The sequence below is a fragment of the Streptomyces sp. NPDC004721 genome (genome assembly GCF_053601495.1).
On the sequence record NZ_JBSGBZ010000013.1, the window covers coordinates 23,130 to 48,350 of the forward strand.

Consider the following 25,221-nt stretch of genomic DNA (forward strand, 5'->3'; position numbering starts at 1 on the left):
GCCTTCCGCGTGTGCTCACACGGTGCGCTTGCGCGGTGCGCTTACACGCCGGCGGGCTCCAGCACCTTCTCCTCGCGTGCCGCCCGCTTCGTCTCGCGCTTCTTCGCGCGGCGCTCCTTGCGGAGTTCGAGCATGGCGTAGAGCGTCGGGACCAGCAGCAGGGTGAGCAGGGTGGAGGTGATCAGGCCGCCGATCACGACCACGGCCAGCGGCTGGGCGATGAAACCACCCTCGCCGGTGACGCCCAGGGCCATCGGGAGCAGGGCGAAGATCGTCGCCAGGGCCGTCATGAGGATGGGGCGCAGCCGGTGGCGGCCGCCTTCCACCACGGCCTCGACGACCCCGTACCCGCGCTCGCGATACTGGTTGACGAGGTCGATCAGCACGATCGCGTTGGTCACCACGATGCCGATGAGCATCAGCATGCCGATCATCGCGGGGACGCCCATCGGCGTGCCCGTGGCGATCAGCAGGCCGAGTGCGCCGGTGGCCGCGAACGGGATGGAGACCAGCAGGATCAGCGGCTGGACCAGCGAGCGGAAGGTCGCGACCAGCAGCATGAAGACGATCGCGATCGCCGCCAGCATGGCGAGGCCCAGGTTCTTGAAGGCGTCGTTCTGGTCGGAGGTGACGCCCCCGATCTCGGCCGTCGCGCCCGCGGGCAGCTTCAGGGCCTCGATCTTCGCCTGGAGGTCCAGGCTGACCGCGCCGGTGTTGTCACCGGCCGGCTTGGCCGTGATCGTGGCGGCGCGCCGGCCGTCGATGCGGGTCATCGACACCGGCCCGTCGACCAGCTCGACGGTCGCGATGTCGCCCAGCTTCACCGGGCCGAGCCGCAGGTTCTTCAGCTGGTCCAGGGTGGTCGCCGGCTTCGCCGACCGGATGACAATGCTGCGCTCGGTGTCGTCCAGCATCGCCTTGGCGGCGGTGGTGCCCTTGACCGCCTGGGCGACGGCCATGCCGAGGCTCTGGTCGGTGAAGCCGGCCGCCGCCGCCTTGTCGTTGGCCCGCACCGAGATGCGCGGCACACTCTGCGACAGGTCGCTGGTGACGTCGGTGACGTCGTCCAGCCCGGCGACCGCCTTGCGGACCTGTTCCGAGGCCCGGCGCAGCACGTCGGCGTCGCCCGCCTTGACGACCACCTTCAGGTCCTGGTCGCCGAAGCCGCTGCCGGCGGCGACCGTGGTGGTGCCGATTCCGGAGAGCTTGTTCAGCCGGTCCTCGATACGGGCGCGCACGACGTCGGCCGACGCCGAGTCCTCCAGCATCACCTGGTAGGAGGCACGGTTGGTGGTTGTGCTGCCGCCGAATGCCGCCATGAAGCCGGAGGAGCCGACCGTGACCTGGTAGTCCTTGACGCCCGCCACGTCGGCGAGGGCGTCCTCGACCTTCCGGGCCGCGGCGTCCGTGGAGGCCAGGCCGGTGCCCGGCTTCAGCTGCTGCTTGATGCTGAGGACCTTCTGGTCGCCAGGGTCGAAGAGGTTCGTCTTCAGCAACGGGGTCATGCCGAAGGTGACGGCCAGGACGGCGACCGCGATCAGCACGCTGGTCAGGCGCCGCCGGGTGGCGAAGCGCAGGACGGGGACGTACAGGCGCTGGAGGCGGCTGGCGGCCTCCTTCTCCTCGGCCCGGCGGCGGGCCTCCTCGGCCTGGGCGGGCGTGCCCTTCGGCGCGCGCAGGAACCAGTACGACAGCACCGGCACGACCGTCAGCGACACCAGCAGCGAGGCCAGCAGGGCCGCGGTGACGGTGAGGCTGAACGGGCCGAACATCTCGCCCACCATGCCGCCGACCAGGCCGATCGGCAGGAACACGGCGACCGTCGTGAGCGTGGAGGAGGTCACCGCGCCGGCCACCTCGCGCACGGCGGTCATGATGGCCGCGTGGCGCTCCTCGCCGTAGCCGAGGTGGCGCTTGATGTTCTCCAGGACCACGATCGAGTCGTCGACGACCCGGCCGATGGCGATGGTCAGCGCGCCCAGCGTCAGCATGTTCAGCGACAGGTCGCGGGTCCACAGCACGATCAGCGCGAGGACGACGGAGAGCGGGATCGACACCGCCGTCACGAGCGTGGAGCGGACCGAGGCCAGGAAGGCCAGGATGACCAGCACCGCGAAGAGCAGGCCCAGCGCGCCCTCGGTGGTCAGGCCGTCGATGGCCTTCGCCACGGCCGGACCCTGGTCGCTGACGACGGTGATCTTCGCCCCGGAGCCGAGGGTGTCGCGCAGGGCGGGCAGCTTGTCCTCGACCGCGTTCGAGATGGCGACCGCGCTGCCGTCGTGGTCCATGGTGACGGCGACGGAGAGGCTGGGCTTGCCGTCGGTGCGGGTGATGGAGTCGGCCTTGGCCGGCTCCTGCTTGACGGTGGCGACGTCGCCGAGGCGGACCGGCTTCTTCGCGCCCGGAGCCGCGCCCGCGCCTTCGCCGGCGACCATCAGGTCCTTGATCTGCTTCAGCGAGGTGAAGCCGCCGCCGACCTGGACGGTGCGGTTGGCGCCGCCCTCGTCGAAGGAACCGGCCGGGACGGTGGCGCCGCCCGCCTGCAGGGCCTGGCCCAGGGCGGCGGAGGTCAGCCCGGCCGCGGCGAGCTTCTTGTCGTCCGGGGTGACGGTGACCTGCAGGTCCCGTACGCCGTTGACGGTGACCTGGCCGACGCCGTCGATGTTCTTCAGCTCCGGTACGACCGTCTTGCCGAGCTGGTCGGCCAGGGCCTGCTGGTCCTTGTCGGAGGTGACGGCGAGGACCACGGTGGGCATGTCGTCGGTGGAACCGGCCACGACTTGCGGGTCGACGTCGCCGGGCATCTGGGCGCGGGCACGGTTGACGGCCTGCTGGACGTCGGCGACGAGCTGCTTGGTGTTGTTGCCGTAGTCGAACGACGCCATGATCACGGCGTTGCCCTCGCTCGCCGTGGAGGTGACGCCGGTGATGCCGTCGACGGCCTTGAGGTTGTTCTCGAGGGGCTCGACGACCTGCTTCTCCACGACGTCCGGGGACGCGCCCTGGTAGGGCGCCAGCACGGACACCACCGGCAGTTCGATGCTGGGAAACAGCTGCTGCTTGAGCTGGGGTATGGCGATCGCCCCGAAGACGAGCGCGACGATCGACATCAGCCCGATCAGGGCCCGTTGCGCGAGGCTGAATCTGGACAGCCAGGACATGGGTCAGGGTCTCTATTCTGTGAGCGGCAGGCGGCACGGGCGCGCAGGGAGCGCCACCCCTACACCTTCAGGCACGCGCGGACGGCGATCCGTAGCCCCCTGGTCCATTTCCGCCCGCGGCTCCTACTCCCTGCGCAGTACGCGCGAGTGCGCGGCGCTCCGCCCGTGGACGTACCAGACGTACCAGCCGTACCGGCCGGGCGCGGCCTCGGGGGCGCTCACCGCGGCCTGGGACGCACCAGTCCGGACTCGTAGGCGATGACGACGAGCTGAGCCCGGTCGCGGGCGCCCAGCTTGGCCATGGCCCGGTTGACATGGGTCTTCACGGTCAGCGGGCTGACCTCCAGGCGCTCGGCGATCTCGTCGTTGGAGTATCCGCCGGCGACCTGGACGAGCACCTCGCGCTCCCGCACCGTGAGGGCGTCCAGCCGGGTGGGGCGGGCCCGGTCGCGGTCGTCGTCCCCCGCGTCGCCCTGCGCGAGGAAGCGGGCGATCAGACCCTTGGTGGCCACCGGCGACAGCAGCGCCTCTCCCTGCGCCGCGACCCGGATGGCGCTCAGCAGCTCCTCGGGTTCGCTGCCCTTGCCGAGGAAGCCGCAGGCGCCCGCGCGCAGCGACCGCACCACGTAGTCGTCCACCTCGAAGGTGGTCAGGATGACCACGTGCACCTGGGCGAGGGAGGGGTCGGCGCTGATCATGCGGGTGGCCGCGAGGCCGTCGGTGCCGGGCATGCGGATGTCCATCAGCACCACGTCGGCCCGCTGCTCCTTGGCGAGCCGTACCGCCTCCGCGCCGTCGGACGCCTCTCCCACCACCTCCATGTCGGGCTCGGAGTCGACGAGCACCCGGAAGGCACTGCGCAGCAGCGCCTGGTCGTCGGCGAGCAGGACACGGATCGTCATGCGGGGTCCCCCGGGGCACGCGTACGGGTCTCGACCGGCAGGATCGCATGGACGCGGAAGCCGCCGCCGTAGCGGGGGCCGGTGGTGAGGGCGCCGGCCAGGGCGGTGACCCGCTCGCGCATGCCCAGCAGCCCGTGTCCGCCGCCCGCCTGCGGCCCCGCGGCCTCGCCGGCCCCGTCGTCCAGGACCGTGATCTCGATGTGCGGTCCGACGCGTACGACGCTGACCTCGGCCTTCGCCCGGGTGCCTGCGTGCTTCTGCACATTGGTGAGGGCTTCCTGGATGACCCGGAACGCGGCCAGGTCCACGGCGGCCGGCAGGGTGGTGCCGTGGTCGGCGCGGGCGACCTCGACGTGCAGTCCGGCGCTGCGGAAGGTGCCGGCGAGCTCGTCGAGGCGGTCCAGACCGGGCGCCGGTTCCGTGGGGGCCTCCGGGTCGCCGGACTGCCGGAGCAGGCCCACGGTGGCCCGCAGTTCGTCGAGCGCGGAGCGGCTGGCCTCCCGGACGTGGCCGAGGGCCTCCTTGGCCTGGTCGGGCCGCTTGTCCATGACGTGGGCGGCCACCCCGGCCTGCACATTGACCAGGGCGATGTGGTGGGCGACGACGTCGTGCAGGTCGCGGGCGATGCGCAGGCGCTCCTCGGCGACGCGGCGGCGGGCCTCCTCCTCACGGGTGCGCTCGGCGCGCTCGGCGCGTTCCCTGATCGCGTGCACGAAGGCGCGGCGGCTGCGGACGGCGTCACCGCCGGCGGCGGCCATGCCGGTCCAGGCGAAGATCGCCAGGTTCTCCTGCGCGTACCAGGGCATCGGCCCGGCGAGCATGGCGGCGCCGGTCAGCACGGTCATGGTGGTCAGGCCCAGGCGCAGGGTGGTGAGGCGGTCGGTGGCGGCCGCGGCGGTGAAGAGGGCGACCACGGCGGACATCGCGACGGAGGCACGGGGGTCCCCGGTGACGAACTCGATGACGGACATGGTGCCGGTGACGGCGAGGACGGTGCGGGGGGCGCGGCGGCGGAAGACGAGGGCGGCGGCGCCGAGGACCATGAGGACCAGGCTGAGCAGCTCGGGTCGGCGTACCCCCCAGCTGACGACGTGGTCGCCGCGCGGTCCCACGAAGGAGCCGACCACCATGCACACGAGGACGCCGGCCGCGAGGGCCGCGTCCAGTGCGAGGGGGTGCGCCTTCAGCCGGCAACGGGCGCGGTCGAGGGTGGTCACGCCTGACAACGGTACGGGGTCGCGTGCCGCGGGGGGACGGCGGCGTCCCGCGCCGGTGCGGGCCCGGGGACGGCTCCTGTCCGGAGGCTGCCGTGCTTCCCGGACAGGCTGTCTTCCTCACCGGGCCTCCCCCGAGCCGCACACGGGCCTCAACCGGTCCTCACCCGGGGATGAGGCCGTCGTCGCTCAGCAGGTCCCGGACCTCCTCCAGGGTGGCGTCCGCGGCGGGGAGGATCAGGTCGGACGGCTCCAGGGAGTCGTCCGGCACGGGCTCGCCCAGTTCGCGGACCCTGGACAGCAGGGCCGAAAGGGTGCGCCGGAAGCCGGGACCGTCGCCCTTCTCCATCTCGGCCAGGAGTTCGTCGTCCAGCTTGTTCAGGTCGGCGAGGTGGCCGTCGGCCAGCCTCACCTGTCCCTCTCCCATGATCCGTACGATCATGTCGCCCTCCTAGGCGTGGCCCCGGCTGTCGGTGACATGGCGTGCCTCGACGCGGCTCACTGCTTGTCGAAGCGGGGGGTGTCCTGCGGCTGCTGCTGGGGCCGGCCCTCGCCCGCGCCGCCTTCGAGCGCCTGCCGGTCCGCGGACGAGCCGCCGGCCAGCTCCGCCTTCATGCGCTGAAGCTCCAGCTCTACATCCGTACCACCGGAGAGCCGGTCCAGCTCGGTCTGGATGTCGTCCTTGGCCAGCCCGGAGGGGTCGTCCAGGGCGCCGGAGGCGAGCAGCTCGTCGATCGCACCGGCCCGGGCCTGGAGCTGCGCGGTCTTGTCCTCGGCCCGCTGGATGGCCAGGCCGACGTCGCCCATCTCCTCGGAGATGCCGGAGAAGGCCTCACCGATCCGGGTCTGCGCCTGCGCCGCCGTGTAGGTCGCCTTGATGGTCTCCTTCTTCGTACGGAAGGCGTCGACCTTGGCCTGCAGGCGCTGGGCCGCCAGGGTGAGCTTCTCCTCCTCGCCCTGGAGCGTGGCGTGCTGCGTCTGAAGGTCCGTCACCTGCTGCTGGAGCGCGGCACGGCGGGAGAGCGCCTCGCGGGCCAGGTCCTCGCGGCCCAGCGCGAGCGCCTTGCGGCCCTGGTCCTCCAGCTTGCCGGACTGCTGCTGCAGCTGGTTCAACTGGAGCTCCAGACGCTTGCGGCTGGTCGCCACGTCCGCGACACCGCGCCGCACCTTCTGCAGCAGCTCCAACTGCTTCTGGTACGAGTAATCGAGGGTCTCGCGCGGGTCCTCGGCCCGGTCAAGGGCCTTGTTCGCCTTCGCGCGGAAGATCATCCCCATACGCTTCATGACACCGCTCATGGGCTTCGCGCGCCCCCTTCTGACGGACTCCAGCTCACAGCTCTGCGACAGAACCCACAGTACGGGCCCTGCGACCATTACCGCACTGTTCGGGAGCGGATACGGTCATCCCCGAGGACGACTGCGTCCGCTGCCGCTCCGGCGCAGGGAGGAGGTGTCCCCCTGACCACCGGGCGACGACGCTCGCGACGTCCCCTCTGTCCCCCTACAGACGATCGGTGTTGCCGGATCGTTCCCCGCGGGACTGGGGTCCATGCGGGTCAAGCCCTTACCCTTGGGTTTTGTGTTCCGTAGCCGTGCCAAGGATGAGAAGACCCCGGCCGCCGACAAGGCACCGGTGAGCGTCTCCAAGCAGACCCGCGACCCGCAGGCTCCCAAGGGCCGCCCCACGCCCAAGCGGAGTGAGGCGCGCTCGCAGCGCCGCAGTGTCGCCAACACGTCGATGACGCGCAAGGATGCCGCGAAGCGGCAGCGCGAGGAGCGCCGAGTCCAGTTGGAGCGGCAGCGCCAGGCGCTGGCGAGCGGCGACGAGCGCTATCTGCCGGCCCGCGACAAGGGCCCGGTCCGCCGGTTCGCGCGGGACTTCGTCGACTCGCGGTTCAACATCGCGGAGTTCTTCCTGCCGATGGCCGTGGTCATCCTGGTGCTGAGCATGGTCCGGGTGCCCGCGCTGCAGAACATCGCGCTGCTGCTGTGGCTCGTGGTGATCGCCCTGATCGTGCTGGACTCGGCGGTCAGCGGCTTCCGGCTGAGGAAGCGCCTGAACGAGCGCTTCCCGGACCAGGGCAAGCGCGGCGCGGTCGCCTACGCCCTGATGCGCTCCCTCCAGATGCGCCGACTCCGGCTGCCCAAGCCGCAGGTCAAGCGCGGGGAGCGGCCCTGAGCGCGACCGCTTTCTCCGAGGGTGCCGCGGACGCCTGGCTGAACAAGCTGGGTGGACTGCGTGACGTCGTACGACAGGAACTGGTGGCCCGGCAGCTCGATGAGCAGATAGCCGGGCGGTTCCCGGTCGGTCAGCGGCTGCGGGTGCTCGACGTGGGGATGGGCCAGGGCACGCAGGCGCTGCGGCTGGCCCGGGCCGGGCACCAGGTCACCGGGCTCGAGCGGGACCAGACGATGATCTCCGTGGCCCGTGCCGCGCTGGCCGCCGAGCCGGAGGGCATCCGGGCGCGGATGCGGATCGTCGAGGGCGACGGCCAGGACACCGGCGTGCACTTCCTGCCGGGCAGTTTCGACGTGGTGCTGTGCCACGGGGTGCTGATGTACGTCGAGGAGCCGGACCCGCTGCTCGCGGGGCTGGCGCGGATGCTCGCGCCGGGCGGCCTGCTGTCGCTGCTGGTGCGCAACGGCGACGCGCTGGCGCTGCGCCCGGGACTGTCCGGCGAGTGGCCGTCGACGCTGGCCGCGTTCGACACGACGGCGTACCGCAACCGGCTGGGGCTGGACGTGCGGGCGGACCGGCTCGCACACCTGACGGCGACCCTAGCCGGGATCGGGGCGCCGCTGCGCACCTGGTACGGCGTGCGCGTCTTCACGGACACGGCGGCCGACGACGCGGAGCCGCCGGCCGACACCGAGACGCTGGAAACACTCCTGGCGGCCGAGGAACGAGCCGGCCGGACGGACCCCTACCGCGCGGTGGCGGCCCTGCTGCACCTGTGCGGCGTACGCGGCTGACGCCGCCGCACCCGCGCGCGGGGCGCGCCGCCGACGACGAGCCACACCCTGTGCGGGGGCGCCGCTGCCGACCAGCCGCGCCCTGCGCGGAGAGCACGGCTGCCACTCGGCCGCACCCGCGCGGGGCGCGCCGCCGACAACCGGCCGCACCTGTGCGGAAAGCGCAGCTGACCACCGGCCGCACCCGTGCGGGGCCACCGCAGACACCCCGACCGCACCCGGGCAGGGTGCGCCCTGACCACCAGCCGCGCCTGTGCCGGGTGGGCCACTGACCCGCGCGGAGCGCGCCGCCGACAACCGGCCGCACTCGTGCAGGGAGCGCGGCAGACCACCCGCCGCACCCGTGCGAGATGCACCGCCGGCCGCCAGCCGTACCCGTGCAGGGTGCATCGCCGACCACCGATGGCCGTCGCTCGTTCGGGCGAGTACCGCGAGCCGGGGGCGTAGCGCGCGGCGAGACTCGGGGCATGGATGTCTCCCCCGCGCGTGCCCTCGTCCGTGCTCCGCGGCCGATCGTTCTGCTCGCCGCCCTCGTCTGCTGCGCGCTGCTGTCCGGGTGTCAAAGCGCGGCCGACCCGCGGGCGACGGCCACCGCGTCCAAGGACCCCGTCGGCGCCCGCCGGCCCGCCACGGCCTCGGCGAACGACCTGCAGAACGACTACATGCGGGTGATCAAGGAGGCGCTGCCGTCGGTCGTGCAGATCCAGTCCGGCAACCAGCTGGGCTCCGGGGTCGTGTACGACGACAAGGGGCACATCGTCACCAACGCGCACGTCGTAGGGACCGGGAAGACGTTCCGCGTGACCACGGCGAACAGCGAGACGTCGCTCACCGCCACGCTGGTCTCCTCCTACCCGGACGAGGACCTCGCCGTCGTCAAGCTGGACAAGGTGCCGCACGGGCTGAGGGCGGCCACCTTCGGCGAGTCGGGGAAGGTCGAGGTCGGGCAGATCGTCCTGGCCATGGGCTCGCCGCTGGGGCTGTCGTCGAGCGTGACCCAAGGGATCGTGTCGGCGACCGGGCGCACCGTCAGCGAGGCGAGCGACGGCGGCACGGGGGCCACGATCGCCGGCATGGTGCAGACGTCGGCCGCGATCAACCCGGGCAACAGCGGGGGCGCGCTGGTGAACCTGAACGGTCAGGTCATCGGCATCCCGACCCTCGCCGCCGCCGACCCGCAGCTCGGGGGCAGCGCGGCGCCCGGCATCGGCTTCGCGATCCCGGCGTCGACGGTGAAGACGATCGCCGGCCAGATCGTGCGGTACGGCAAGGTCGTCAACTCCGGCCGGGCCGCGCTCAACATCACCGGGCGCACCGTCGTCGACACGGACTACGAGCCCGCCGGGGTGGCGGTGGTGGACGTGAAGGCCGGCGGGGCCGCGGCGCGAGCCGGGATCCGGTCCGGGGACATCATCACCAAGGTCGGCGGCAAGGACATCACCACCATCACCTCGCTGTCGGAGGCGCTCGCCACCGACCGGCCGGGCCAGCGGACCACGGTGACGTTCTCGCGCAACGGCAGCCAGAAGACGGTGGACGTGACGCTGGGCGAGCAGTGAGCGGGGGCGGCCGGCCACCGGCGGCCGCCCGGCCCGCCTACGCCGAGGCCTCGTCCGCGTGCAGGCTCATCGGGCCGTAGATCTCCTTGGCGTCCTCGAACAGCCACACCTGGTCGGCGCCGCCGTCGAGCAGGGCCTTCCAGTTCTCCCCGATCCAGGACTCGGCGTCGCCCTGCGTGGTGAACTCCTCGGGCTGCACCGCGGGCTGGACCTCCGTCCCGTCGGCCGTCTCGAACCGCCACGTCCATGCCGCCATGTACGCCTCCCTGGTGTGAGCACACTGCACAGCGCGGGCCGGACCCGGTCCGGCCCGCTGCCCGCAGCCTAGTGCCGTGATCGGAAAGGTTTGCCGGGAAGCTCGCGGCGTCCGGTGCGGTGCATCGCAAGGCGGAGCATCGCCCGCGTACTGGATGTACTCGGGTGATGCGACAACGCGGCGAGGTGCCGTGCCGGGCGTCGCGAGCCGGTGAACCTTTCCGGTCGCGGCACTAGGGCCTCCCGTGAGCTTCCCGCCCGTGCGGTGGATCATGCCCCGTACAGCGGATCAGGCACGCCCGCCCGGGTCGGCGGCGAGCGCCGCGCTCCCAGGGCCCCGATCCGCCGGACAGACCCCGGCCGGATGCGCGGGACCCGCGGCGGCAGGCGAAAATCAGGTCCGTGGATGTGACTCTGCTCGGCACCGGTGCCCCCGCGGGACTGCCCCGCCCCGACTGTCCCTGCGCGGCCTGCGCGACCGCGCGCGGCGCCGACGCGCGGGCGGCGACCGCTCTGCTCGTGGACGGGGGGCTGCTGCTGGACCTGACCCCCGGCGCGGCGTTCGCGGCGGCGCGGGCGGGGCATTCGCTGGGCGGCGTGGCGCAGGTGCTGCTTTCCCACCCGCACGACGGGCCTGTGGTCGAGGTGCCGGCCGGGCTGCCGCAGCCGGGGCGGGTGCCGGACGGGCGGGAGCTGACGCTGCTGACGGGGCATCGGGTGCGGGCCGTGGCGCTGGACGCCCCCGGCACCGGGTACGCGGTGACCGGCCCGGACGGGCGGCGGCTGCTGTACCTGCCGCCGGGCGGCGCGCCGGCCGGTCTGGAGGAGGGCTCCGCGGAGACGTACGACATGGTCCTGTCGGACGTGCTGGGGCGCCCCGACGCGCTGGCCAAGCTGCGGGCGGTCGGGGCGGTGGCGCCGGCCACGGACGTCGTCGCGGTCCACCTCGACCACGACGTGCCGCCGGGTCCCGAGCTGCGCCGGCGCCTCGCGGCGGCGGGGGCGCGGGCCGTGCCGGACGGTACGACGCTGGCGGTCGGGGCACACGAGGGCGAACCAGACGTACCGGACGTGCCCCTGCGCACGCTCGTGCTCGGCGGGGCGCGGTCGGGCAAGTCGGTGGAGGCCGAGCGGCGGCTGGAGAGCTTTCCCGGCGTGCTGTACGTGGCCACCGGCGGCATCCGCGGCGGGGACACCGAGTGGGCCGCCCGGGTGGCCGCGCACCGGGAGCGGCGGCCGGGCTCGTGGCGCACGACCGAGACGTGCGACCTGGTGCCGCTGTTGGCGCAGGACGGCCCGCCGCTGCTCATCGACTGCCTGTCGCTGTGGCTGACGGACGCGATGGACTCCGTCCGCGCCTGGGACGACGCCGAGTGGGCGGGCGGCGGCGAAAACGCCCTGCGCGAACGGGTGACCGCCCTGACCGACGCCCTGCGCACCACCCGGCGGACCGTGGTGGCGGTCTCCAACGAGGTCGGCTCGGGCATCGTCCCCGCCACCGCCTCCGGTCGCCGCTACCGCGACGAACTCGGCCGCCTGAACGCCGCGTTCGCCGCGGAGTGCGAACACGTCCTGCTGGTGGTGGCCGGCCAGGCACTGGTGCTGCGCGGCTGACCCGGTTCAGACGGCGGACCGGACGGAGGGCCGGGTGGAGAGCCGGTCAGGACAGGGGGCGGCGGGCGACGACGCGGTAGGTGTTGGAGAGGCCGGGGGCGCGGCGCAGGAGGGGCGAGAGGAGGAGGTCCAGGAGCGCCACCGCGTTCACCAGAGGGCCGGCGAGGGCGGTCAGGGCGGTGCGCAGGGTGTGCGGGAGGCCGGTGGGCGGGTCGTCGCGCCAGGGGGTGTCGGCGGCGGGCAGCACGTGGGCGAGGAGCAGGGCGACGGCCGCCGACAGGTCGTTGGGGCTGTGCGGGGCGCGGCGGTCGGTGGCGAGGATGGTGCAGCCCTGGGACTCCAGTTCCGCACGGAGGTTGTCCAGCGGCAGCAGGTGCAGATGACGCGGCTGGCCGTGCGGCAGCCACCACCTGCCCAGCAGCCGGGCGGGCACGCAGTGCGGGTCGGGCAGCTCGATCAGCAGGTGCCCGCCGGGACGCAGCGCGGTGAGGGCGCCCCGCAACTCCGCGCGGGGGTCCGGCACATGGGTCAGATGGTGGAAGACACTGACCACGTCGTAGCGCCCGCGCAGCCGCTCCGCGACGTGCGGGTCGGCCAGGTGCCCGACATGGGCCTCCTCGACCCACCCCTGCTCGCGGGCCCGCTCCACGCGCTGGGTGGGGTCCAGGCCGTCGAAGGCGGTGTACGGGAACACCTCCCGCGCCGCCCCGGGGAAGTGGCCGTGGCCCGTGCCGACGTCCAGCCAGCTCTCCGGCTCCCCCACGGTGCTCATCAGGCGCGCGTCGGACCGGTGCCGGCGGCGGGCGCGGCGGGCGGCGAGCACCGGGGCCGCGAGTCCCTCCGGGGCGTCCTCGTCGAAGTCCCGGTGGTAGAAGGCCAGTCCGGCCGCCGTGAGCCGGGGGTTCTGGAAGGCGTGGCCGCAGTCCAGGCACTCGTCGACGGCGAACGTGCCCGGCTTGTGCTGGAGCAGGTCCGGCGCGCGCAGCCGGGTGCGCAGCCGGCCGGAGCAGCACCACGGGCAGTCCGCACGGGGCGGCTCCTGGAAACGGCCGGTGCCCTGGGCGAGTTCGGCGGCGTACGCGAGGCGGCGCGGGTCGTAGAACCCCGGGGCGTACGGCAGGGGCGGCATGGGCGGCTCCCGGTGGGTCACTGCGGAACAAGTCACTGCAAAGGGAACGTATGGGATCCGGATCTTGGCCGGAAAGACGCCGTACGGGTGTGGTGGCGATGTGGCGCCGCCCGGTTGGATCAGGGCCGGTACTGTTCGGCGAATGAGCTCGCTGAATCTCGACGACTTCACCGATCTGATCGAGCGCCCGGACGGCGGCCTGCGCCGTGACGCCGAGGCGCGCCGGGAGCGTCAGATCGTGCCGCCCGGTGCGCTGGGCCGCCTGGACGACCTGGGTGAATGGCTGGCCTCTGCGCAGTCGGCCGTACCGGTGCGGCCGGTCGAACGGCCGAAGGCGGTGCTGTTCGCCGGCGACCACGGGGTCGCGGAACTGGGTGTGTCGGTGCGCCCCGCGGGCAGTGCCGAGCAGCTGGTACGGGCGGTGCTGGAGGGCGGCCGGCCGGTGTCCGTGCTGGCCCGGCGGCTCGGCGTGCCGGTACGGGTGGTCGACATGGCGCTGGACTGCGCGCCCGAGTCGCTGCCCGAGGACGTCGTACGGCACCGGGTGCGGCGCGGCAGCGGGCGCGTCGACGTCGAGGACGCGCTGACCCTCGACGAGGCGGAGGCCGCCTTCCGGGCGGGTGTGGCGGTGGCCGACGAGGAGGCCGACTCCGGTACGGACCTGGTGGTACTGGGCGACATCAGCGTCGGCGGGACCACTCCGGCCGCCGTGCTGATCGCCGCGCTGTGCGGGACGGACGCCTCCGTGGTGACCGGCCGGGGCGGCGAGCCGATCGACGACCTGGCGTGGATGCGCAAGTGCGCGGCGATCCGGGACGCGCTGCGCCGGGCCCGGCCCGTCCTCGGGGACCAGTTGCAGCTGCTGGCCACGGTGGGCGGAGCCGACCTCGCCGCGATGACGGGTTTCCTGTTGCAGTGCGCGGTGCGGAAGCTGCCGGTGATCCTGGACGGCGTGGTGTCGGCGGCGTGCGCGCTGGTGGCGCAGCGGGTGGCGTTCCGGGCGCCGGACTGGTGGCTGGCCGGCCACGCCAGCGGCGAGCCGGGCCAGGCCAAGGCCCTGGACCGGATGGCGCTGGAGCCGCTCGTGGACCACGGCGTACGGGTCGGCGAGGGGGCGGGGGCACTGCTGGCGCTGCCCTTGGTGCAGAGCGCCGCCGCACTGGCCGCGGAGCTGCCCGAGCGCCCTGAGAACACCGACGACTCGGACGACTCGGAAGCCAAGGCGACCGAGGACAAGGCGCCCGAGGAGAAGGCAGCCGAAGACGGCAAGACCGAGGAGAAGGCAGCCGAGGAGTAGCCGCACGCCCGGAGCACGACACGGGCCGGACGCGCGCTCGTAACGGCCCCGGCGGAACAGCCGTCGCCCCTCCTCCCTCTGGACGGAAACCGCCCCGGCCGGACACCGGCCAGGGCGCCACGGGCACAGCCCGGCAGAGCCGCAACCCCGACGCACCGAGCCACGCACCCCCGTCGCCCGCCGGCCGCGACGAAGGGACGCCCACCTGGGCGACACCCACCGGCACCGCCCGGCCGGACGCCCTCGTCGCCCGCCGTCCCGGCGACAGGACGCTCACGGGGCGCCGCCCACCGGCAGTGCCGGGCCGCGCCCTCGACGGAACCCGCCCCGGCCGGGCCCCAGCCGTCGGCCATGAGCGGCACGGGCACAGCCCGGCAGAGCCGCGCCCACGACGCACCGAGCCACGCACCCCCGTCGTCCGTCGCCCGTCGCCCGGCGACCGGCGACCGGCGATCGGCGACCGCGGCGCAACGTCGCCCTGGGATCCGCACCGGAACACGGCGATCACCCGCGAAGGACCGGACGGCCACCCACGCGCAGCAGGCCCCTGCACCCACCAACAGCGGGCCGCGTCGCGCACGAACGGCGGGTCCCGTCGCGCACGAACGGCGGGTCCCGTCGCGCACGAACGGCGGGTCCCGTCGCGCACGGACGGCGGGTCCCGTCGCGCACGGACGGCGGGTGAAAAGGGACGTTCGCCGAGGCGGCGCCCATATGATCACTGTTCATGGGAGATGCCCGAATTGCCGTGCGTGAGGAGCAGGGCCCGGTTCGCGTGGCCGAGGCGGGACGGCCGGGCGGCGGGGCCTCGCGGCGGGCGGCCGCGTTCGCCGTCTGGTACCTGCGGGCGGTCGCGTTCGTCAACTTCCTCAGCGCGGCATGGGTCTCCCTGGGGCAGGACGTGCGGCGCCACAACCAGGAGGACCTCTTCACGCCGTACCTGCTGACCGCCGGCTTCGCCTCCGGCGTGTTCGCCGCGTTCCTGGCCATCACCATGCGGCGGCGCAAGCGGGCCGCCTGGATCCTGAACCTGGCGCTCTCCGGGCCGTTCCTCGCGCTGTTCGCGTTCACCATGACGTTCCCGGAGATCCGCCGCTCGGCGCAGAACTGGATCTCCCTGGCCCTCACCGCCGCCTTCGTCGCCGCGCTGCTGCTCGGCCGCCGCGAGTTCTACGCCAAGGGCGACCGCGCCAATCCGCGGCTCGCCGCCGCCGTCGGCCTCGGCGGGCTGCTGGCCTCCTCGCTGCTCGCCGCGTTGCTGGTGACGGTCACCAACCAGGCGCCGGACGCGGCCCGTTCGACGTACCTCCAGCGCTGGCACTACGGCACGCTGCGGCTGGTCTCGGTCGCCGCCTCCGAGGCCCGCTTCCCCGACATCCACACCCCGAACTGGGTGAACGTGTCGATCAATGTACTGTCCACGGCCCTGGTCCTCGCCGTCCTGTACGCCGCCTTCCGCTCCCGCCGCGCCGTCGACCCGCTCACCGCCGACGACGAGAGGCGGCTGCGGGAGCTGCTGGAGCGGCACGGCGAGCGCGACTCGCTCGGCTACTTCGCGCTGCGCCGGGACAAGAGCGTGTTCTGGTCGCCGACCGGCAAGGCCGCCGTCGCCTACCGCGTCCTTGGCGGGGTGTCCCTGGCCTCCGGGGACCCGCTCGGCGACCCGGAGGCCTGGCCCGGCGCCATCGAGGGATGGCTGGCCGAGGCGCGGGCGCACGGCTGGAGCCCGGCCGTGATGGGCGCCAGCGAGGAGGCCGGCACGGTGTACGCGCGGCACGGTCTCGACGCCCTGGAACTGGGCGATGAAGCCGTGGTCGAGGTCGACGGCTTCACCCTGGAGGGGCGGGCCATGCGGACCGTGCGGCAGGCCTACAACCGGGTCGGTCGGGCCGGGTACTCGGTGCGCGTCCGGCGGCACGAGGACATCCCCGCGGACGAGATGGCGTACCTGGTCGACCGGGCGGACGACTGGCGGGACGGGCCCACCGAACGCGGCTTCAGCATGGCGCTGGGCCGACTGGGCGACCCGCGGGACGGGCAGTGCGTGATGCTGGAGTGCCATGACGCCGGCGGCGAGCTGAGGGCCCTGCTGTCCTTCGTGCCGTGGGGGCCGCACGGGCTGTCCCTGGACGTGATGCGGCGCGACCGGCACGCCGGCAACGGGCTCATGGAGTTCATGGTGCTCGACCTGCTGCGCCGCGCCCGGGAAATCGGGATCACCCAGGTCTCGCTCAACTTCGCCGTGTTCCGCTCGGTCTTCGAACGAGGGGCGCGCCTCGGCGCCGGACCGGTGCTGAGGCTGTGGCGTTCGCTGCTCGGACTGTTCTCCCGCTGGTGGCAGATCGAGTCGCTGTACCGGGCGAACGCCAAGTACCGGCCCATCTGGGAACCGCGGTTCCTGCTCTTCGAGAAGAGCGCGGACCTGCTGCGCATCGGCCTCGCGGCGGCGCGCGCGGAGGGGTTCCTGGAGCCGCCGGAACCGCCGAAGTGGCTGCACCGAGGGCACTGGGAGACGCACGGATGACCGCACTGGCCCGCTGGGCGCGCGCCGAATGGGGGCCGCTGTACGCCACCGTGCGCGAGCCGCTGCCGAAGCGGCGCCTGCGGGCCGTCCCGATGACCGCCGGAGCGGTGAGCCTGACGGCGGTGCTCCATCTGGTGCAGAACCAGTCGTGGGGCTACGGCCTGGTCCAGCACCTCGGGGCCGTAAGGGCGGAGGAGCCGCTGTGGCTCGCGCTGCTGCGCACTCCCCTGTCGCTGTTCGTGCCCGCGCTGGACCTGCCGGTATGGGGTGCGCTGGCCCAGATCCTGTGCGTGTTCGGCATCGCCGAGATCTGCCTGGGCCGGCCGCGGACCCTCGCCGTCGCCTACGTCGCCACGCTCTCCGGAACCCTGTACGCGCGCCTGGGCGTCGCCCTCGGCCCGCACCACCCGCTCGGCCTGCCCGGCACGGACGCGCAGGTGGTGGACACCGGCCCGTCGGCGGCCGTGGTGGGCCTCGCGGTCTACGTCGGCCGGCGCTACGGGGCGTACGTCACGGCGGGCGCGGTGACCGCGGCCATGGCGCTGGAGGTCGGGCTGAAGCAGAACCTGGCCGGCAAGGAGCACCTGGCGGCGATCGCGGGGGTGCTGCTGCTGTGCGCGCTGTCGGCGGCCCGGCACCGGCTGCCGCGCGCCCCGGCGTCATCTGCGCCCGGGCAGGCGGGCCGCCTGCTGGTCCGGTTTGCCGCCGATCCAGTCCTGGAACGCCCGGCGGGGGCCGGACCAGCGGCGGTCGTGCCGGTCGGCGCGCCGGCCGGCGCGGGCCAGGGCGCGCGGGCGGTGGCGGTAGAAGCGCCTGGCCCAGTAGGAGCCGGGGCGGGCCAGACGGATCGCGCCGAACAGCGCGACGAACGGAATGATCACGCCGAACAGGGCGATGCGGCCCTTGCCCTTGCTCAGGGCGACCAGGGAGAAGACGAAGTTCACGACCACGCTCGTGATGACCGCCCCGCGGTCCTGCAACTCGGACTGGGACAGGTTGTTGACGCCGAACGGGGAGAAACCGGCGAGCACCAGCGCGACCAGCGCCGCGGTGAGCACCACGACCTCGACGCTCTTGCGGCCCGACTCGGTCCAGTAGACGTCGTCCAGATGCAGGATCAGCGCGAACTCGTCCAGCACGAGGCCCGCGCCGACGCCGAAGACGACCGCGAAGACCGCCGTGGCGGCGCCGTGCCGACCGCTGCTGGCCACCACGCCGAAACCGCCGAGGATGGTCAGGACGACACCGGGCACGGCGTGGTGGATGTGCAGACCGCCGGCCTTGACGTTGCCGAAGGGGCCCTTCCCGGCCCGGATCAGGCGGGTGATCACCCGGGTGACCACGAAGGTGAGGACGAAGGCGGCCAGGGTCAGGAGCAGGGGCAGCTTGCCGGGTTCGACGATGTTCCGCTCCAGCCAGTGGCCCATGTACGCAGTGTGCCGCCTTCGCCGGTCGCCCGCCCGCCCGCCGGGGGGCCGGCGCAGGTCCCGTAGTCTGCCCGCGTGTTCAGGATCCCCTCGCCGCACGGGCCGCGGTTCGCCTTCGGCACCCTCACCGTCCTTCCGGTCAGGGTGAGCCGCTGGGACCGCGAGGCGGCGCGCGGCGGGATGCTCTGCGCGCCGCTCGCCGGGCTCGTGGTCGGGGTGGCGGCGGCGGCCGTGGGTCTGCTGCTGCTCCTCGCCGGCGCCGGCGCGCCGCTCGCCGCCGTCGCCACCGTCGCCGTGCCCGCCGCGCTGACCCGCGGACTGCATCTGGACGGGCTCGCCGACACCGCGGACGGGCTCGGCAGCGGCAAGCCCGCCGAGGACGCGCTGCGGATCATGAGGCAGTCGGACATCGGCCCCTTCGGGGTGATCACGCTCGTGTTCGTGCTGCTCGCCCAGGTGGCCGCGCTGACCCGGGCCTACGACGGCTCCTGGGCCCGCGGGGCGCTCGCCGCTGTCGTCTCGGCGACGGTCGCCCGGCTGGTCCTGACCCTGGCCGCCCGCACCGGGGTGCCGGCCGCCCGGCCGGAGGGGCTGGGCGCCGCGGTCGCCGGGGTGGTCCCGGTGCCGGGCGCGATCGGCGCGGCGCTCGTGGTCGCGGCGGCCGCCGCGGCGGCGGGCGCGTTCTTCGGCGCCGACGCCTGTGTGCTCACGGCGCTGGCGGTGGTCGCCGCCCTGGCCGCCGCCGAACTTCTCCTGCGCCACTGCACGCGCCGCTTCGGCGGTGTGACAGGCGATGTCTTCGGCGCGCTCGCCGAGACGGCCGCCACCACGGTGCTGGTCGTCCTGGCGCTGCGCTGAGCCGGGCGGTTCAGCAGGTCCGGCGCCACGCCCCCAGTTCGTACTTCTTCAGCAGCGAGCTGAGCCTCAGCCGCCGGGACTGCGCGCAGAAGCGGCTCGTCGGCAGTTCGTACTCGGCGTGGAACACCGCCTTGCCCGCCGCGACGAAGGGCTTCAGCTCGGCGCATTCGCCGTACTGGGCGCACTGTTCGTTGACCGCGAAGTCGAAGTCCGCCACCAGGTGCGGGATCTGGTCCAGGTCGTTCTTCAGGCCCACCGCCATGCCCCTGTCGTGGGCCAGCTTCGCCACCAGGCGGTTGTAGCGGAGCTGGTCGGCGGCCGTCAGCGGGAAGCCGGTGCGGTTCTTGTAGCCGTCCATGTTGTCCGGCTCCACCGCGTCGAAGCCCTTCTCGCGGCACATGTCGAGGCGGGCCGCCATCAGGGGTTCGAGGACGTCGGTACGGCGGATGTCGAGCCAGCGCTCGCCCTTCCAGCCGTTGCCCCTGCCGAGGACGGAGGCCGGGAACCTCCCCGCGTCCGGCCGGAACTCCTCCCAGGCGCCGGTCGAGAGGTAGCAGATCACCCTGTGGCCCTCGCGGTGCAGCCGGGCGACCGTGGCCGCCGGGTGGTCGAAGCCGTCGATGTCGTAGACCTCGGCCGGTACGGAAGTGTCGAGACGGCCGCTGAGCTGCCACTGCCAGCTCGTGCCCGGGCGCGGCTGCCAGTGCCCGGCGGCCGGGCGGCCGGCACCGTCACCGCGGCCGCCGTCGCCGCCGGGGCGGTCCTGGTGGGCGGCGCAGCCCGCGAGCAGCAGGAGTGCCGCAGTCGGCGCGAGGACGCGCGGGATCAGTGCTCTCAACGGGCGGGCTCCTGGGTGCCGTGACGGACGTACGTCCGACGATCATCGCCGATTCCATTGCCAGGCAGGGAAGTTGCCCGCCCGGCCGGCGGTCCGGGCCTCCCGCCACCGCCGTCGGCGCCGTGACGCGCGTAGGCTCGTGACGGGTGTTTGCCTGCCCGGGTGAAGACCGCACCGTACGAAGGACTTATGGTCGGGCCCGGTCGACCCACCCGAATTCGGCCAACCACCTTTCACAGGGAAGCGAGATTTCACCACCGTGACTGCTCTCACTCTCAGCACCACCGCGGCGCCCGGCCTGCGGGCCGACGCGATCGTGGTCGGTGTCGCCAAGGACTCTGGATCGAAGTCTGGGGACCTGGTCGTAGCACCGGGCGCCGAGGCCGTCGACGAGGCGTACGACGGCAAGCTCGCCGGCGTCCTGGGGACCCTCGGCGCCTCCGGTGCCGAGGGCGAGGTGACCAAGCTGCCCGCGCCGTCCGGTTTCAAGGCCCCGCTCGTGCTCGCGGTGGGCCTCGGCCCGCGGCCCGAGAAGGACTCCGGTTACGACGCCGAGGCGCTGCGCCGGGCCGCCGGTGCGGCCGCCCGTGCCCTCGCCGGGTCGAAGAAGGCCGGCTTCGCGCTGCCGGTCACGGACGCCGCCGACGCCGCCGCGGTCGGCGAGGGCGCGCTGCTCGGCGCGTATTCCTTCGACAGCTACAAGGAGAACGGCAAGGACGCCGAGTCGCGCAACGGCAAGGCGCCGCTCGGCGAGGCCGTGCTGCTCGGCGGCAAGGCCCGCGACAAGGCGTACAAGGCGGCCGTCGAGCGTGCCACCGCCGTGTCCGAGGAGCTCAACCGCGCCCGCGACCTGATCAACACCCCGCCGAACGACCTGAACCCGGCCGCCTTCGCCGCCGCCGCGCAGGAGGCGGCCAAGGAGCACGGCCTGAAGGTGCAGGTGCTCGACGAGAAGGCGCTCGCCAAGGGCGGCTACGGCGGCATCCTGGGCGTCGGCTCCGGCTCGGCGTCGGCCCCGCGGCTGGTCAAGCTGTCGTACACGAGCCCCAAGGCGAAGAAGCACCTGGCCCTGGTCGGCAAGGGCATCACCTACGACTCGGGCGGCATCTCGCTCAAGCCGGCCGGCCACAACGAGACGATGAAGTGCGACATGAGCGGTGCCGCCGCCGTGTTCTCCGCCGTCGTCGCCGCCGCGCGGCTCGGCCTCGAGGTCAACGTGACCGGCTGGCTGGCGCTGGCCGAGAACATGCCCTCCGGCTCCGCCACCCGCCCCGGCGACGTGCTGCGCATGTACAGCGGCAAGACGGTGGAGGTGCTCAACACCGACGCCGAGGGCCGGCTCGTCCTCGCGGACGCGCTGTGGGCCGCCTCGCAGGAGAAGCCGGACGCGATCGTGGACGTGGCCACGCTGACCGGCGCGATGGTGCTGGCGCTGGGCAGCCGCACCTTCGGGATCATGGCGAACGACGACGCGTTCCGCTCCGCCATCCACGAGGCCGCGGAGGAGGTCGGCGAGGCGGCGTGGCCGATGCCCCTGCCGGAGCACCTGCGCAAGGGCATGGACTCCCCCACCGCCGACCTGGCCAACATGGGCGAGCGCATGGGCGGCGGGCTGGTCGCCGGCCTGTTCCTGCGCGAGTTCATCGGCGAGGGCATCACGTGGGCGCACCTCGACATCGCGGGCCCGGCCTTCAACGAGAGCGGTCCGTTCGGCTACACGCCGAAGGGCGGCACCGGTTCGGCGGTCCGCACGCTCGTGCGTCTCGCCGAACTCGCCGCCTCCGGCGACCTCGGCTGATTCGTCCCACGGCCGTCGTCCGGTCCGCCGGACGACGGCCGTGCCGCGTGGGCGCCGCTCGCGCCCACGCGACGTGGGGTGTATCACACTCCAGCCCCGCGTCTCGTTCACTCCCGACAAGTGCGAAGATGGGCGTCGGCAGGACAGGGCCCCCACCGAAGGGCCGAAACTCAAGCGGCCGGACACCAGCCGCCTGCCGGTCACCGACGACCGGCGTACGGCGCACATGCATGGAGGACGTGACGTGGCGAACGACGCCAGCACCGTTTTCGACCTAGTGATCCTCGGCGGTGGCAGCGGTGGTTACGCCGCGGCCCTGCGCGGGGCGCAGCTGGGCCTGGACGTCGCCCTGATCGAGAAGGACAAGGTCGGCGGTACCTGCCTGCACCGGGGTTGCATCCCCACCAAGGCCCTGCTGCACGCGGGCGAGATCGCCGACCAGGCCCGCGAGAGCGAGCAGTTCGGTGTGAAGGCCAGCTTCGAGGGCATCGACGTGCCCGCCGTCCACAAGTACAAGGACGACGTCATCTCGGGCCTGTACAAGGGCCTTCAGGGACTCATCGCGTCCCGCAAGGTGACCTACATCGAGGGTGAGGGCCGGCTGTCCTCCCCCACCTCCGTCGATGTCAACGGGCAGCGGATCCAGGGCCGCCACGTCCTCCTGGCGACCGGTTCCGTGCCGAAGTCCCTGCCGGGCCTGCAGATCGACGGCAACCGCATCATCTCCTCCGACCACGCCCTCGTCCTGGACCGCGTGCCGAAGTCCGCGATCATCCTGGGCGGCGGTGTCATCGGCGTCGAGTTCGCCTCCGCCTGGAAGTCCTTCGGCACCGACGTCACGATCGTCGAGGGCCTGAAGCACCTCGTCCCGGTCGAGGACGAGAACTCCTCGAAGCTGCTGGAGCGTGCCTTCCGCAAGCGCGGGATCAAGTTCAACCTGGGCACCTTCTTCCAGAAGGCCGAGTACACCCAGGACGGCGTCAAGGTCACCCTGGCCGACGGCAAGGAGTTCGAGGCCGAGGTCCTGCTGGTCGCCATCGGCCGCGGCCCGGTCTCCCAGGGCCTGGGTTACGAGGAGGCCGGGGTCGCCATGGACCGCGGCTACGTCCTCGTCGACGAGTACATGCGCACCAACGTCCCGACCATCTCCGCCGTCGGTGACCTGGTCCCGACGCTCCAGCTTGCGCACGTCGGCTTCGCCGAGGGCATCCTGGTGGCGGAGCGTCTGGCCGGTCTGAAGACCGTTCCGATCGACTACGACGGTGTTCCGCGGGTGACGTACTGCCACCCGGAGGTCGCCTCCGTCGGCATCACCGAGGCCAAGGCCAAGGAGATCTACGGCGCGGACAAGGTCGTCGCCCTGAAGTACAACCTGGCCGGCAACGGCAAGAGCAAGATCCTCAAGACCGCGGGCGAGATCAAGCTCGTCCAGGTCAAGGACGGTGCCGTGGTCGGCGTCCACATGGTCGGCGACCGCATGGGCGAGCAGGTCGGCGAGGCCCAGCTGATCTACAACTGGGAGGCGCTGCCGGCCGAGGTGGCCCAGCTCATCCACGCCCACCCGACCCAGAACGAGGCGCTCGGCGAGGCCCACCTGGCCCTGGCCGGCAAGCCGCTGCACTCCCACGACTGACGCTTCACGTCATCGGGCGCGACGACACAGACTTCCGTAATTCGTTAGGAGCAACCGAAACCATGGCGGTTTCCGTAACCCTTCCGGCGCTCGGCGAGAGCGTCACCGAGGGCACTGTCACCCGTTGGCTGAAGGCCGAGGGCGAGCGCGTCGAGGCCGACGAGCCGCTGCTCGAGGTCTCGACCGACAAGGTCGACACCGAGATCCCCTCCCCCGCCGCCGGTGTGCTGGCCTCCATCAAGGTCGCCGAGGACGAGACCGTCGAGGTCGGCGCCGAGCTGGCCGTCATCGACGACGGCTCCGGCGCCCCCGCCGCGGCCCCGGCCCCGGCCGCCGCCGAGGCTCCGGCCCCGGTCGCCGAGCCCACCCCGGCTCCGGTCGCCGAGGCCCCGGCCCCCGCTGCCGCCCCCGCCGCTCCGGCGGCTCCCGCCGGCGCCACCGGCACGGACGTGGTCCTGCCCGCGCTCGGCGAGTCCGTCACCGAGGGCACCGTCACCCGCTGGCTGAAGTCGGTCGGTGACTCCGTCGAGGCCGACGAGCCGCTGCTCGAGGTCTCCACGGACAAGGTCGACACCGAGATCCCCGCGCCCACCTCCGGTGTGCTGCTGGAGATCGTCGTCGGTGAGGACGAGACCGCCGAGGTCGGCGCCAAGCTCGCCGTCATCGGCGCCCCCGGTGCCGCTCCGGCTGCTGCTCCGGCTCCGGCCGCCCCGGCTCCGGCAGCTGCCCCGGCCCCGGCTCCGGCTCCGGCCGCTGCCCCGGCCCCGGCAGCCCCCGCGGCCCCGGCCGCTCCGGCTCCGGTCCAGCCCGCGGCCCCGGCTCCCGCGCCGGCCGCGCCCGCCCCGGTCACCCCGGCCCCGGCTGCGGTTCCGGCCGCTGCCCAGCCGACCGACGAGGGCGCGTACGTGACCCCGCTGGTGCGCAAGCTCGCCGCCGAGAACGGCGTCGACCTGGCCACCGTCAAGGGCACCGGCGTCGGCGGCCGTATCCGCAAGCAGGACGTGCTCGCCGCGGCCGAGGCCGCGAAGGCCGCCGCCGCCCCGGCCCCGGCCGCGGCCGCTCCGGCCGCCCCGGCGAAGAAGGCCCCGGTCCTGGAGGCCTCCCCGCTGCGCGGCCAGACCGTGAAGATGCCGCGGATCCGCAAGGTCATCGGCGACAACATGGTCAAGGCGCTGCACGAGCAGGCCCAGCTGTCCTCGGTGGTCGAGGTCGACGTGACCCGCCTGATGCGCCTGCGCGCCCAGGCCAAGGACTCGTTCGCGGCGCGCGAGGGCGTCAAGCTCTCCCCGATGCCGTTCTTCGTCAAGGCCGCCGCCCAGGCGCTGAAGGCCCACCCGGTCATCAACGCCAAGATCAACGAGGCCGAGGGGACCATCACCTACTTCGACACCGAGAACGTCGGTATCGCGGTGGACTCCGAGAAGGGCCTGATGACCCCGGTCATCAAGAACGCCGGTGACCTCAACATCGCCGGTATCTCCAAGGCCACCGCCGACCTGGCGGGCAAGGTCCGGGCCAGCAAGATCACCCCGGACGAACTGTCCGGTGCGACCTTCACCATCAGCAACACCGGCTCGCGCGGCGCGCTGTTCGACACGATCATCGTGCCGCCGGGTCAGGTCGCGATCCTCGGCATCGGCGCCACCGTCAAGCGCCCGGCCGTCATCGAGACCGAGGAGGGCACGGTCATCGGCGTCCGCGACATGACCTACCTGACCCTCTCTTACGACCACCGCCTGGTGGACGGCGCCGACGCGGCCCGTTACCTGACGGCGGTCAAGGCGATCCTGGAGGCGGGCGAGTTCGAGGTCGAGCTCGGCCTCTGATCCCGTCACCCGGGACCCAGCAGTACGGCGCCCCCGTCCGGAACCTTCCGGGCGGGGGCGCCGCGTTTGCCGTTTCTTGGCCATGACGGCGTGTAAGTCTCGTCTCACCTGCACGAAAGCGCCCGTATGCGCCCTTCCGCCGGACGCTGACAGCCGTATTGTCTAAACGTCGAACGCCCCCCGGGGGCCCGTGGGTCCCCCCTTGAAGGAGCC

The 25,221-nt window shown here is 73.2% G+C and carries 19 protein-coding genes and 1 pseudogene; 11 read left to right on the forward strand and 9 right to left on the reverse strand.

Features of this window, described 5'->3' with window-relative positions; translation table 11 throughout:
* Nucleotides 1-41: 41 nt before the first annotated feature.
* The 5 genes from ACWEK3_RS14365 to ACWEK3_RS14385 all read right to left on the reverse strand — a co-directional run bounded on the left by ACWEK3_RS14365 (nt 42) and on the right by ACWEK3_RS14385 (nt 6,573).
* Nucleotides 42-3,161, reverse strand: coding sequence for an efflux RND transporter permease subunit (locus ACWEK3_RS14365; protein ID WP_453249779.1), 3,120 nt, complete (start codon nt 3,159-3,161; stop codon nt 42-44).
* A gap of 218 nt (nt 3,162-3,379) precedes the next feature.
* The gene (locus tag ACWEK3_RS14370; RefSeq protein WP_453249780.1) at nt 3,380-4,063 is read right to left on the reverse strand and encodes a response regulator transcription factor; all 684 of its coding nucleotides are present in this window, start codon (nt 4,061-4,063) and stop codon (nt 3,380-3,382) included.
* The gene (locus tag ACWEK3_RS14375; RefSeq protein WP_453249781.1) at nt 4,060-5,280 is read right to left on the reverse strand and encodes a sensor histidine kinase; all 1,221 of its coding nucleotides are present in this window, start codon (nt 5,278-5,280) and stop codon (nt 4,060-4,062) included. The genes ACWEK3_RS14370 and ACWEK3_RS14375 overlap by 4 nt, the downstream gene beginning before the upstream one ends.
* Nucleotides 5,281-5,440: 160 nt before the next feature.
* Complete coding sequence (gene pspAA, locus ACWEK3_RS14380; protein ID WP_361409400.1) at nt 5,441-5,719, reverse strand: PspA-associated protein PspAA; 279 nt, start codon at nt 5,717-5,719, stop codon at nt 5,441-5,443.
* A gap of 56 nt (nt 5,720-5,775) precedes the next feature.
* Nucleotides 5,776-6,573, reverse strand: coding sequence for a PspA/IM30 family protein (locus ACWEK3_RS14385; RefSeq protein WP_450547301.1), 798 nt, complete (start codon nt 6,571-6,573; stop codon nt 5,776-5,778).
* Nucleotides 6,574-6,856: 283 nt separating this feature from the next.
* On the opposite strand from ACWEK3_RS14385, the gene ACWEK3_RS14390 reads away from it, so the two are divergent.
* From ACWEK3_RS14390 to ACWEK3_RS14400, 3 genes are all read left to right on the forward strand, one after another.
* Entirely contained in the window at nt 6,857-7,456 is a 600-nt protein-coding gene (locus ACWEK3_RS14390) for a DUF3043 domain-containing protein (protein WP_450547302.1), read from the forward strand.
* Between the two features lie 83 nt (nt 7,457-7,539).
* Complete coding sequence (locus tag ACWEK3_RS14395; RefSeq protein WP_361409394.1) at nt 7,540-8,250, forward strand: class I SAM-dependent methyltransferase; 711 nt, start codon at nt 7,540-7,542, stop codon at nt 8,248-8,250.
* Between the two features lie 467 nt (nt 8,251-8,717).
* Entirely contained in the window at nt 8,718-9,809 is a 1,092-nt protein-coding gene (locus ACWEK3_RS14400; RefSeq protein WP_450547303.1) for a S1C family serine protease, read from the forward strand.
* Nucleotides 9,810-9,846: 37 nt separating this feature from the next.
* Here the strand turns inward: ACWEK3_RS14400 and ACWEK3_RS14405 are convergent, their stop codons facing one another.
* Nucleotides 9,847-10,065 (reverse strand): hypothetical protein, encoded by a 219-nt coding sequence (locus ACWEK3_RS14405; protein WP_141361578.1) that lies wholly within the window; start codon nt 10,063-10,065, stop codon nt 9,847-9,849.
* A gap of 401 nt (nt 10,066-10,466) precedes the next feature.
* On the opposite strand from ACWEK3_RS14405, the gene ACWEK3_RS14410 reads away from it, so the two are divergent.
* Nucleotides 10,467-11,678, forward strand: coding sequence for a bifunctional adenosylcobinamide kinase/adenosylcobinamide-phosphate guanylyltransferase (locus ACWEK3_RS14410; protein ID WP_453249782.1), 1,212 nt, complete (start codon nt 10,467-10,469; stop codon nt 11,676-11,678).
* Between the two features lie 46 nt (nt 11,679-11,724).
* Here ACWEK3_RS14410 and ACWEK3_RS14415 read toward each other — a convergent pair whose 3' ends face one another.
* Nucleotides 11,725-12,807 (reverse strand): class I SAM-dependent methyltransferase, encoded by a 1,083-nt coding sequence (locus ACWEK3_RS14415; protein WP_450544438.1) that lies wholly within the window; start codon nt 12,805-12,807, stop codon nt 11,725-11,727.
* Between the two features lie 142 nt (nt 12,808-12,949).
* Between ACWEK3_RS14415 and cobT the strand changes: the two genes are divergently transcribed.
* The 3 genes and pseudogenes from cobT to ACWEK3_RS14430 all read left to right on the forward strand — a co-directional run.
* Nucleotides 12,950-14,104 carry a nicotinate-nucleotide--dimethylbenzimidazole phosphoribosyltransferase gene (gene cobT / locus ACWEK3_RS14420; protein WP_450544440.1) on the forward strand — a complete coding sequence of 385 codons (1,155 nt, stop codon included), beginning with the start codon at nt 12,950-12,952 and terminating at the stop codon, nt 14,102-14,104.
* Between the two features lie 727 nt (nt 14,105-14,831).
* Complete coding sequence (locus tag ACWEK3_RS14425) at nt 14,832-16,628, forward strand: phosphatidylglycerol lysyltransferase domain-containing protein (protein WP_453249783.1); 1,797 nt, start codon at nt 14,832-14,834, stop codon at nt 16,626-16,628.
* A pseudogene (locus ACWEK3_RS14430) lies at nt 16,625-17,269 on the forward strand (hypothetical protein); the annotation flags it as partial. The gene ACWEK3_RS14425 and the pseudogene ACWEK3_RS14430, both read left to right, overlap by 4 nt.
* Before the next feature lie 18 nt (nt 17,270-17,287).
* Here the strand turns inward: ACWEK3_RS14430 and ACWEK3_RS14435 are convergent.
* Nucleotides 17,288-18,055 (reverse strand): hypothetical protein, encoded by a 768-nt coding sequence (locus ACWEK3_RS14435; protein ID WP_450544444.1) that lies wholly within the window; start codon nt 18,053-18,055, stop codon nt 17,288-17,290.
* Nucleotides 18,056-18,130: 75 nt separating this feature from the next.
* On the opposite strand from ACWEK3_RS14435, the gene ACWEK3_RS14440 reads away from it, so the two are divergent.
* Nucleotides 18,131-18,913: an adenosylcobinamide-GDP ribazoletransferase gene (locus ACWEK3_RS14440; RefSeq protein WP_450544446.1), complete on the forward strand. Its 783-nt coding sequence runs from the start codon at nt 18,131-18,133 to the stop codon at nt 18,911-18,913.
* Between the two features lie 10 nt (nt 18,914-18,923).
* On the opposite strand, the gene ACWEK3_RS14445 is transcribed toward ACWEK3_RS14440, so the two are convergent.
* A complete protein-coding gene (locus tag ACWEK3_RS14445) occupies nt 18,924-19,751 on the reverse strand; it encodes an endo alpha-1,4 polygalactosaminidase (RefSeq protein ID WP_450544448.1) in 828 nt (275 codons plus the stop codon).
* Nucleotides 19,752-20,010: 259 nt separating this feature from the next.
* Here ACWEK3_RS14445 and ACWEK3_RS14450 point away from each other — a divergent pair, with 259 nt between their 5' ends.
* The 3 genes from ACWEK3_RS14450 to sucB all read left to right on the forward strand — a co-directional run bounded on the left by ACWEK3_RS14450 (nt 20,011) and on the right by sucB (nt 25,008).
* On the forward strand, nt 20,011-21,549 hold the full coding sequence (locus tag ACWEK3_RS14450; RefSeq protein WP_390726464.1) for a leucyl aminopeptidase: 1,539 nt from the start codon (nt 20,011-20,013) through the stop codon (nt 21,547-21,549).
* Between the two features lie 244 nt (nt 21,550-21,793).
* Nucleotides 21,794-23,182 (forward strand): dihydrolipoyl dehydrogenase, encoded by a 1,389-nt coding sequence (gene lpdA / locus ACWEK3_RS14455; protein ID WP_141361564.1) that lies wholly within the window; start codon nt 21,794-21,796, stop codon nt 23,180-23,182.
* Between the two features lie 62 nt (nt 23,183-23,244).
* Entirely contained in the window at nt 23,245-25,008 is a 1,764-nt protein-coding gene (gene sucB, locus ACWEK3_RS14460; RefSeq protein WP_450544451.1) for a 2-oxoglutarate dehydrogenase, E2 component, dihydrolipoamide succinyltransferase, read from the forward strand.
* Nucleotides 25,009-25,221 lie beyond the last annotated feature (213 nt).

Coding starts and splice junctions, on each gene's coding strand:
- ACWEK3_RS14415 (WP_450544438.1), bottom strand. CDS start 12,807: ATGCCGCCCCTGCCGTACGCCCCGGGGTTCTACGACCCGCGCCGCCTC.
- sucB (WP_450544451.1), top strand. CDS start 23,245: ATGGCGGTTTCCGTAACCCTTCCGGCGCTCGGCGAGAGCGTCACCGAG.
- cobT (WP_450544440.1), top strand. CDS start 12,950: ATGAGCTCGCTGAATCTCGACGACTTCACCGATCTGATCGAGCGCCCG.
- ACWEK3_RS14405 (WP_141361578.1), bottom strand. CDS start 10,065: ATGGCGGCATGGACGTGGCGGTTCGAGACGGCCGACGGGACGGAGGTC.
- ACWEK3_RS14435 (WP_450544444.1), bottom strand. CDS start 18,055: ATGGGCCACTGGCTGGAGCGGAACATCGTCGAACCCGGCAAGCTGCCC.
- ACWEK3_RS14400 (WP_450547303.1), top strand. CDS start 8,718: ATGGATGTCTCCCCCGCGCGTGCCCTCGTCCGTGCTCCGCGGCCGATC.
- ACWEK3_RS14365 (WP_453249779.1), bottom strand. CDS start 3,161: ATGTCCTGGCTGTCCAGATTCAGCCTCGCGCAACGGGCCCTGATCGGG.
- ACWEK3_RS14425 (WP_453249783.1), top strand. CDS start 14,832: ATGGGAGATGCCCGAATTGCCGTGCGTGAGGAGCAGGGCCCGGTTCGC.
- ACWEK3_RS14385 (WP_450547301.1), bottom strand. CDS start 6,573: ATGAGCGGTGTCATGAAGCGTATGGGGATGATCTTCCGCGCGAAGGCG.
- ACWEK3_RS14370 (WP_453249780.1), bottom strand. CDS start 4,063: ATGACGATCCGTGTCCTGCTCGCCGACGACCAGGCGCTGCTGCGCAGT.
- pspAA (WP_361409400.1), bottom strand. CDS start 5,719: ATGATCGTACGGATCATGGGAGAGGGACAGGTGAGGCTGGCCGACGGC.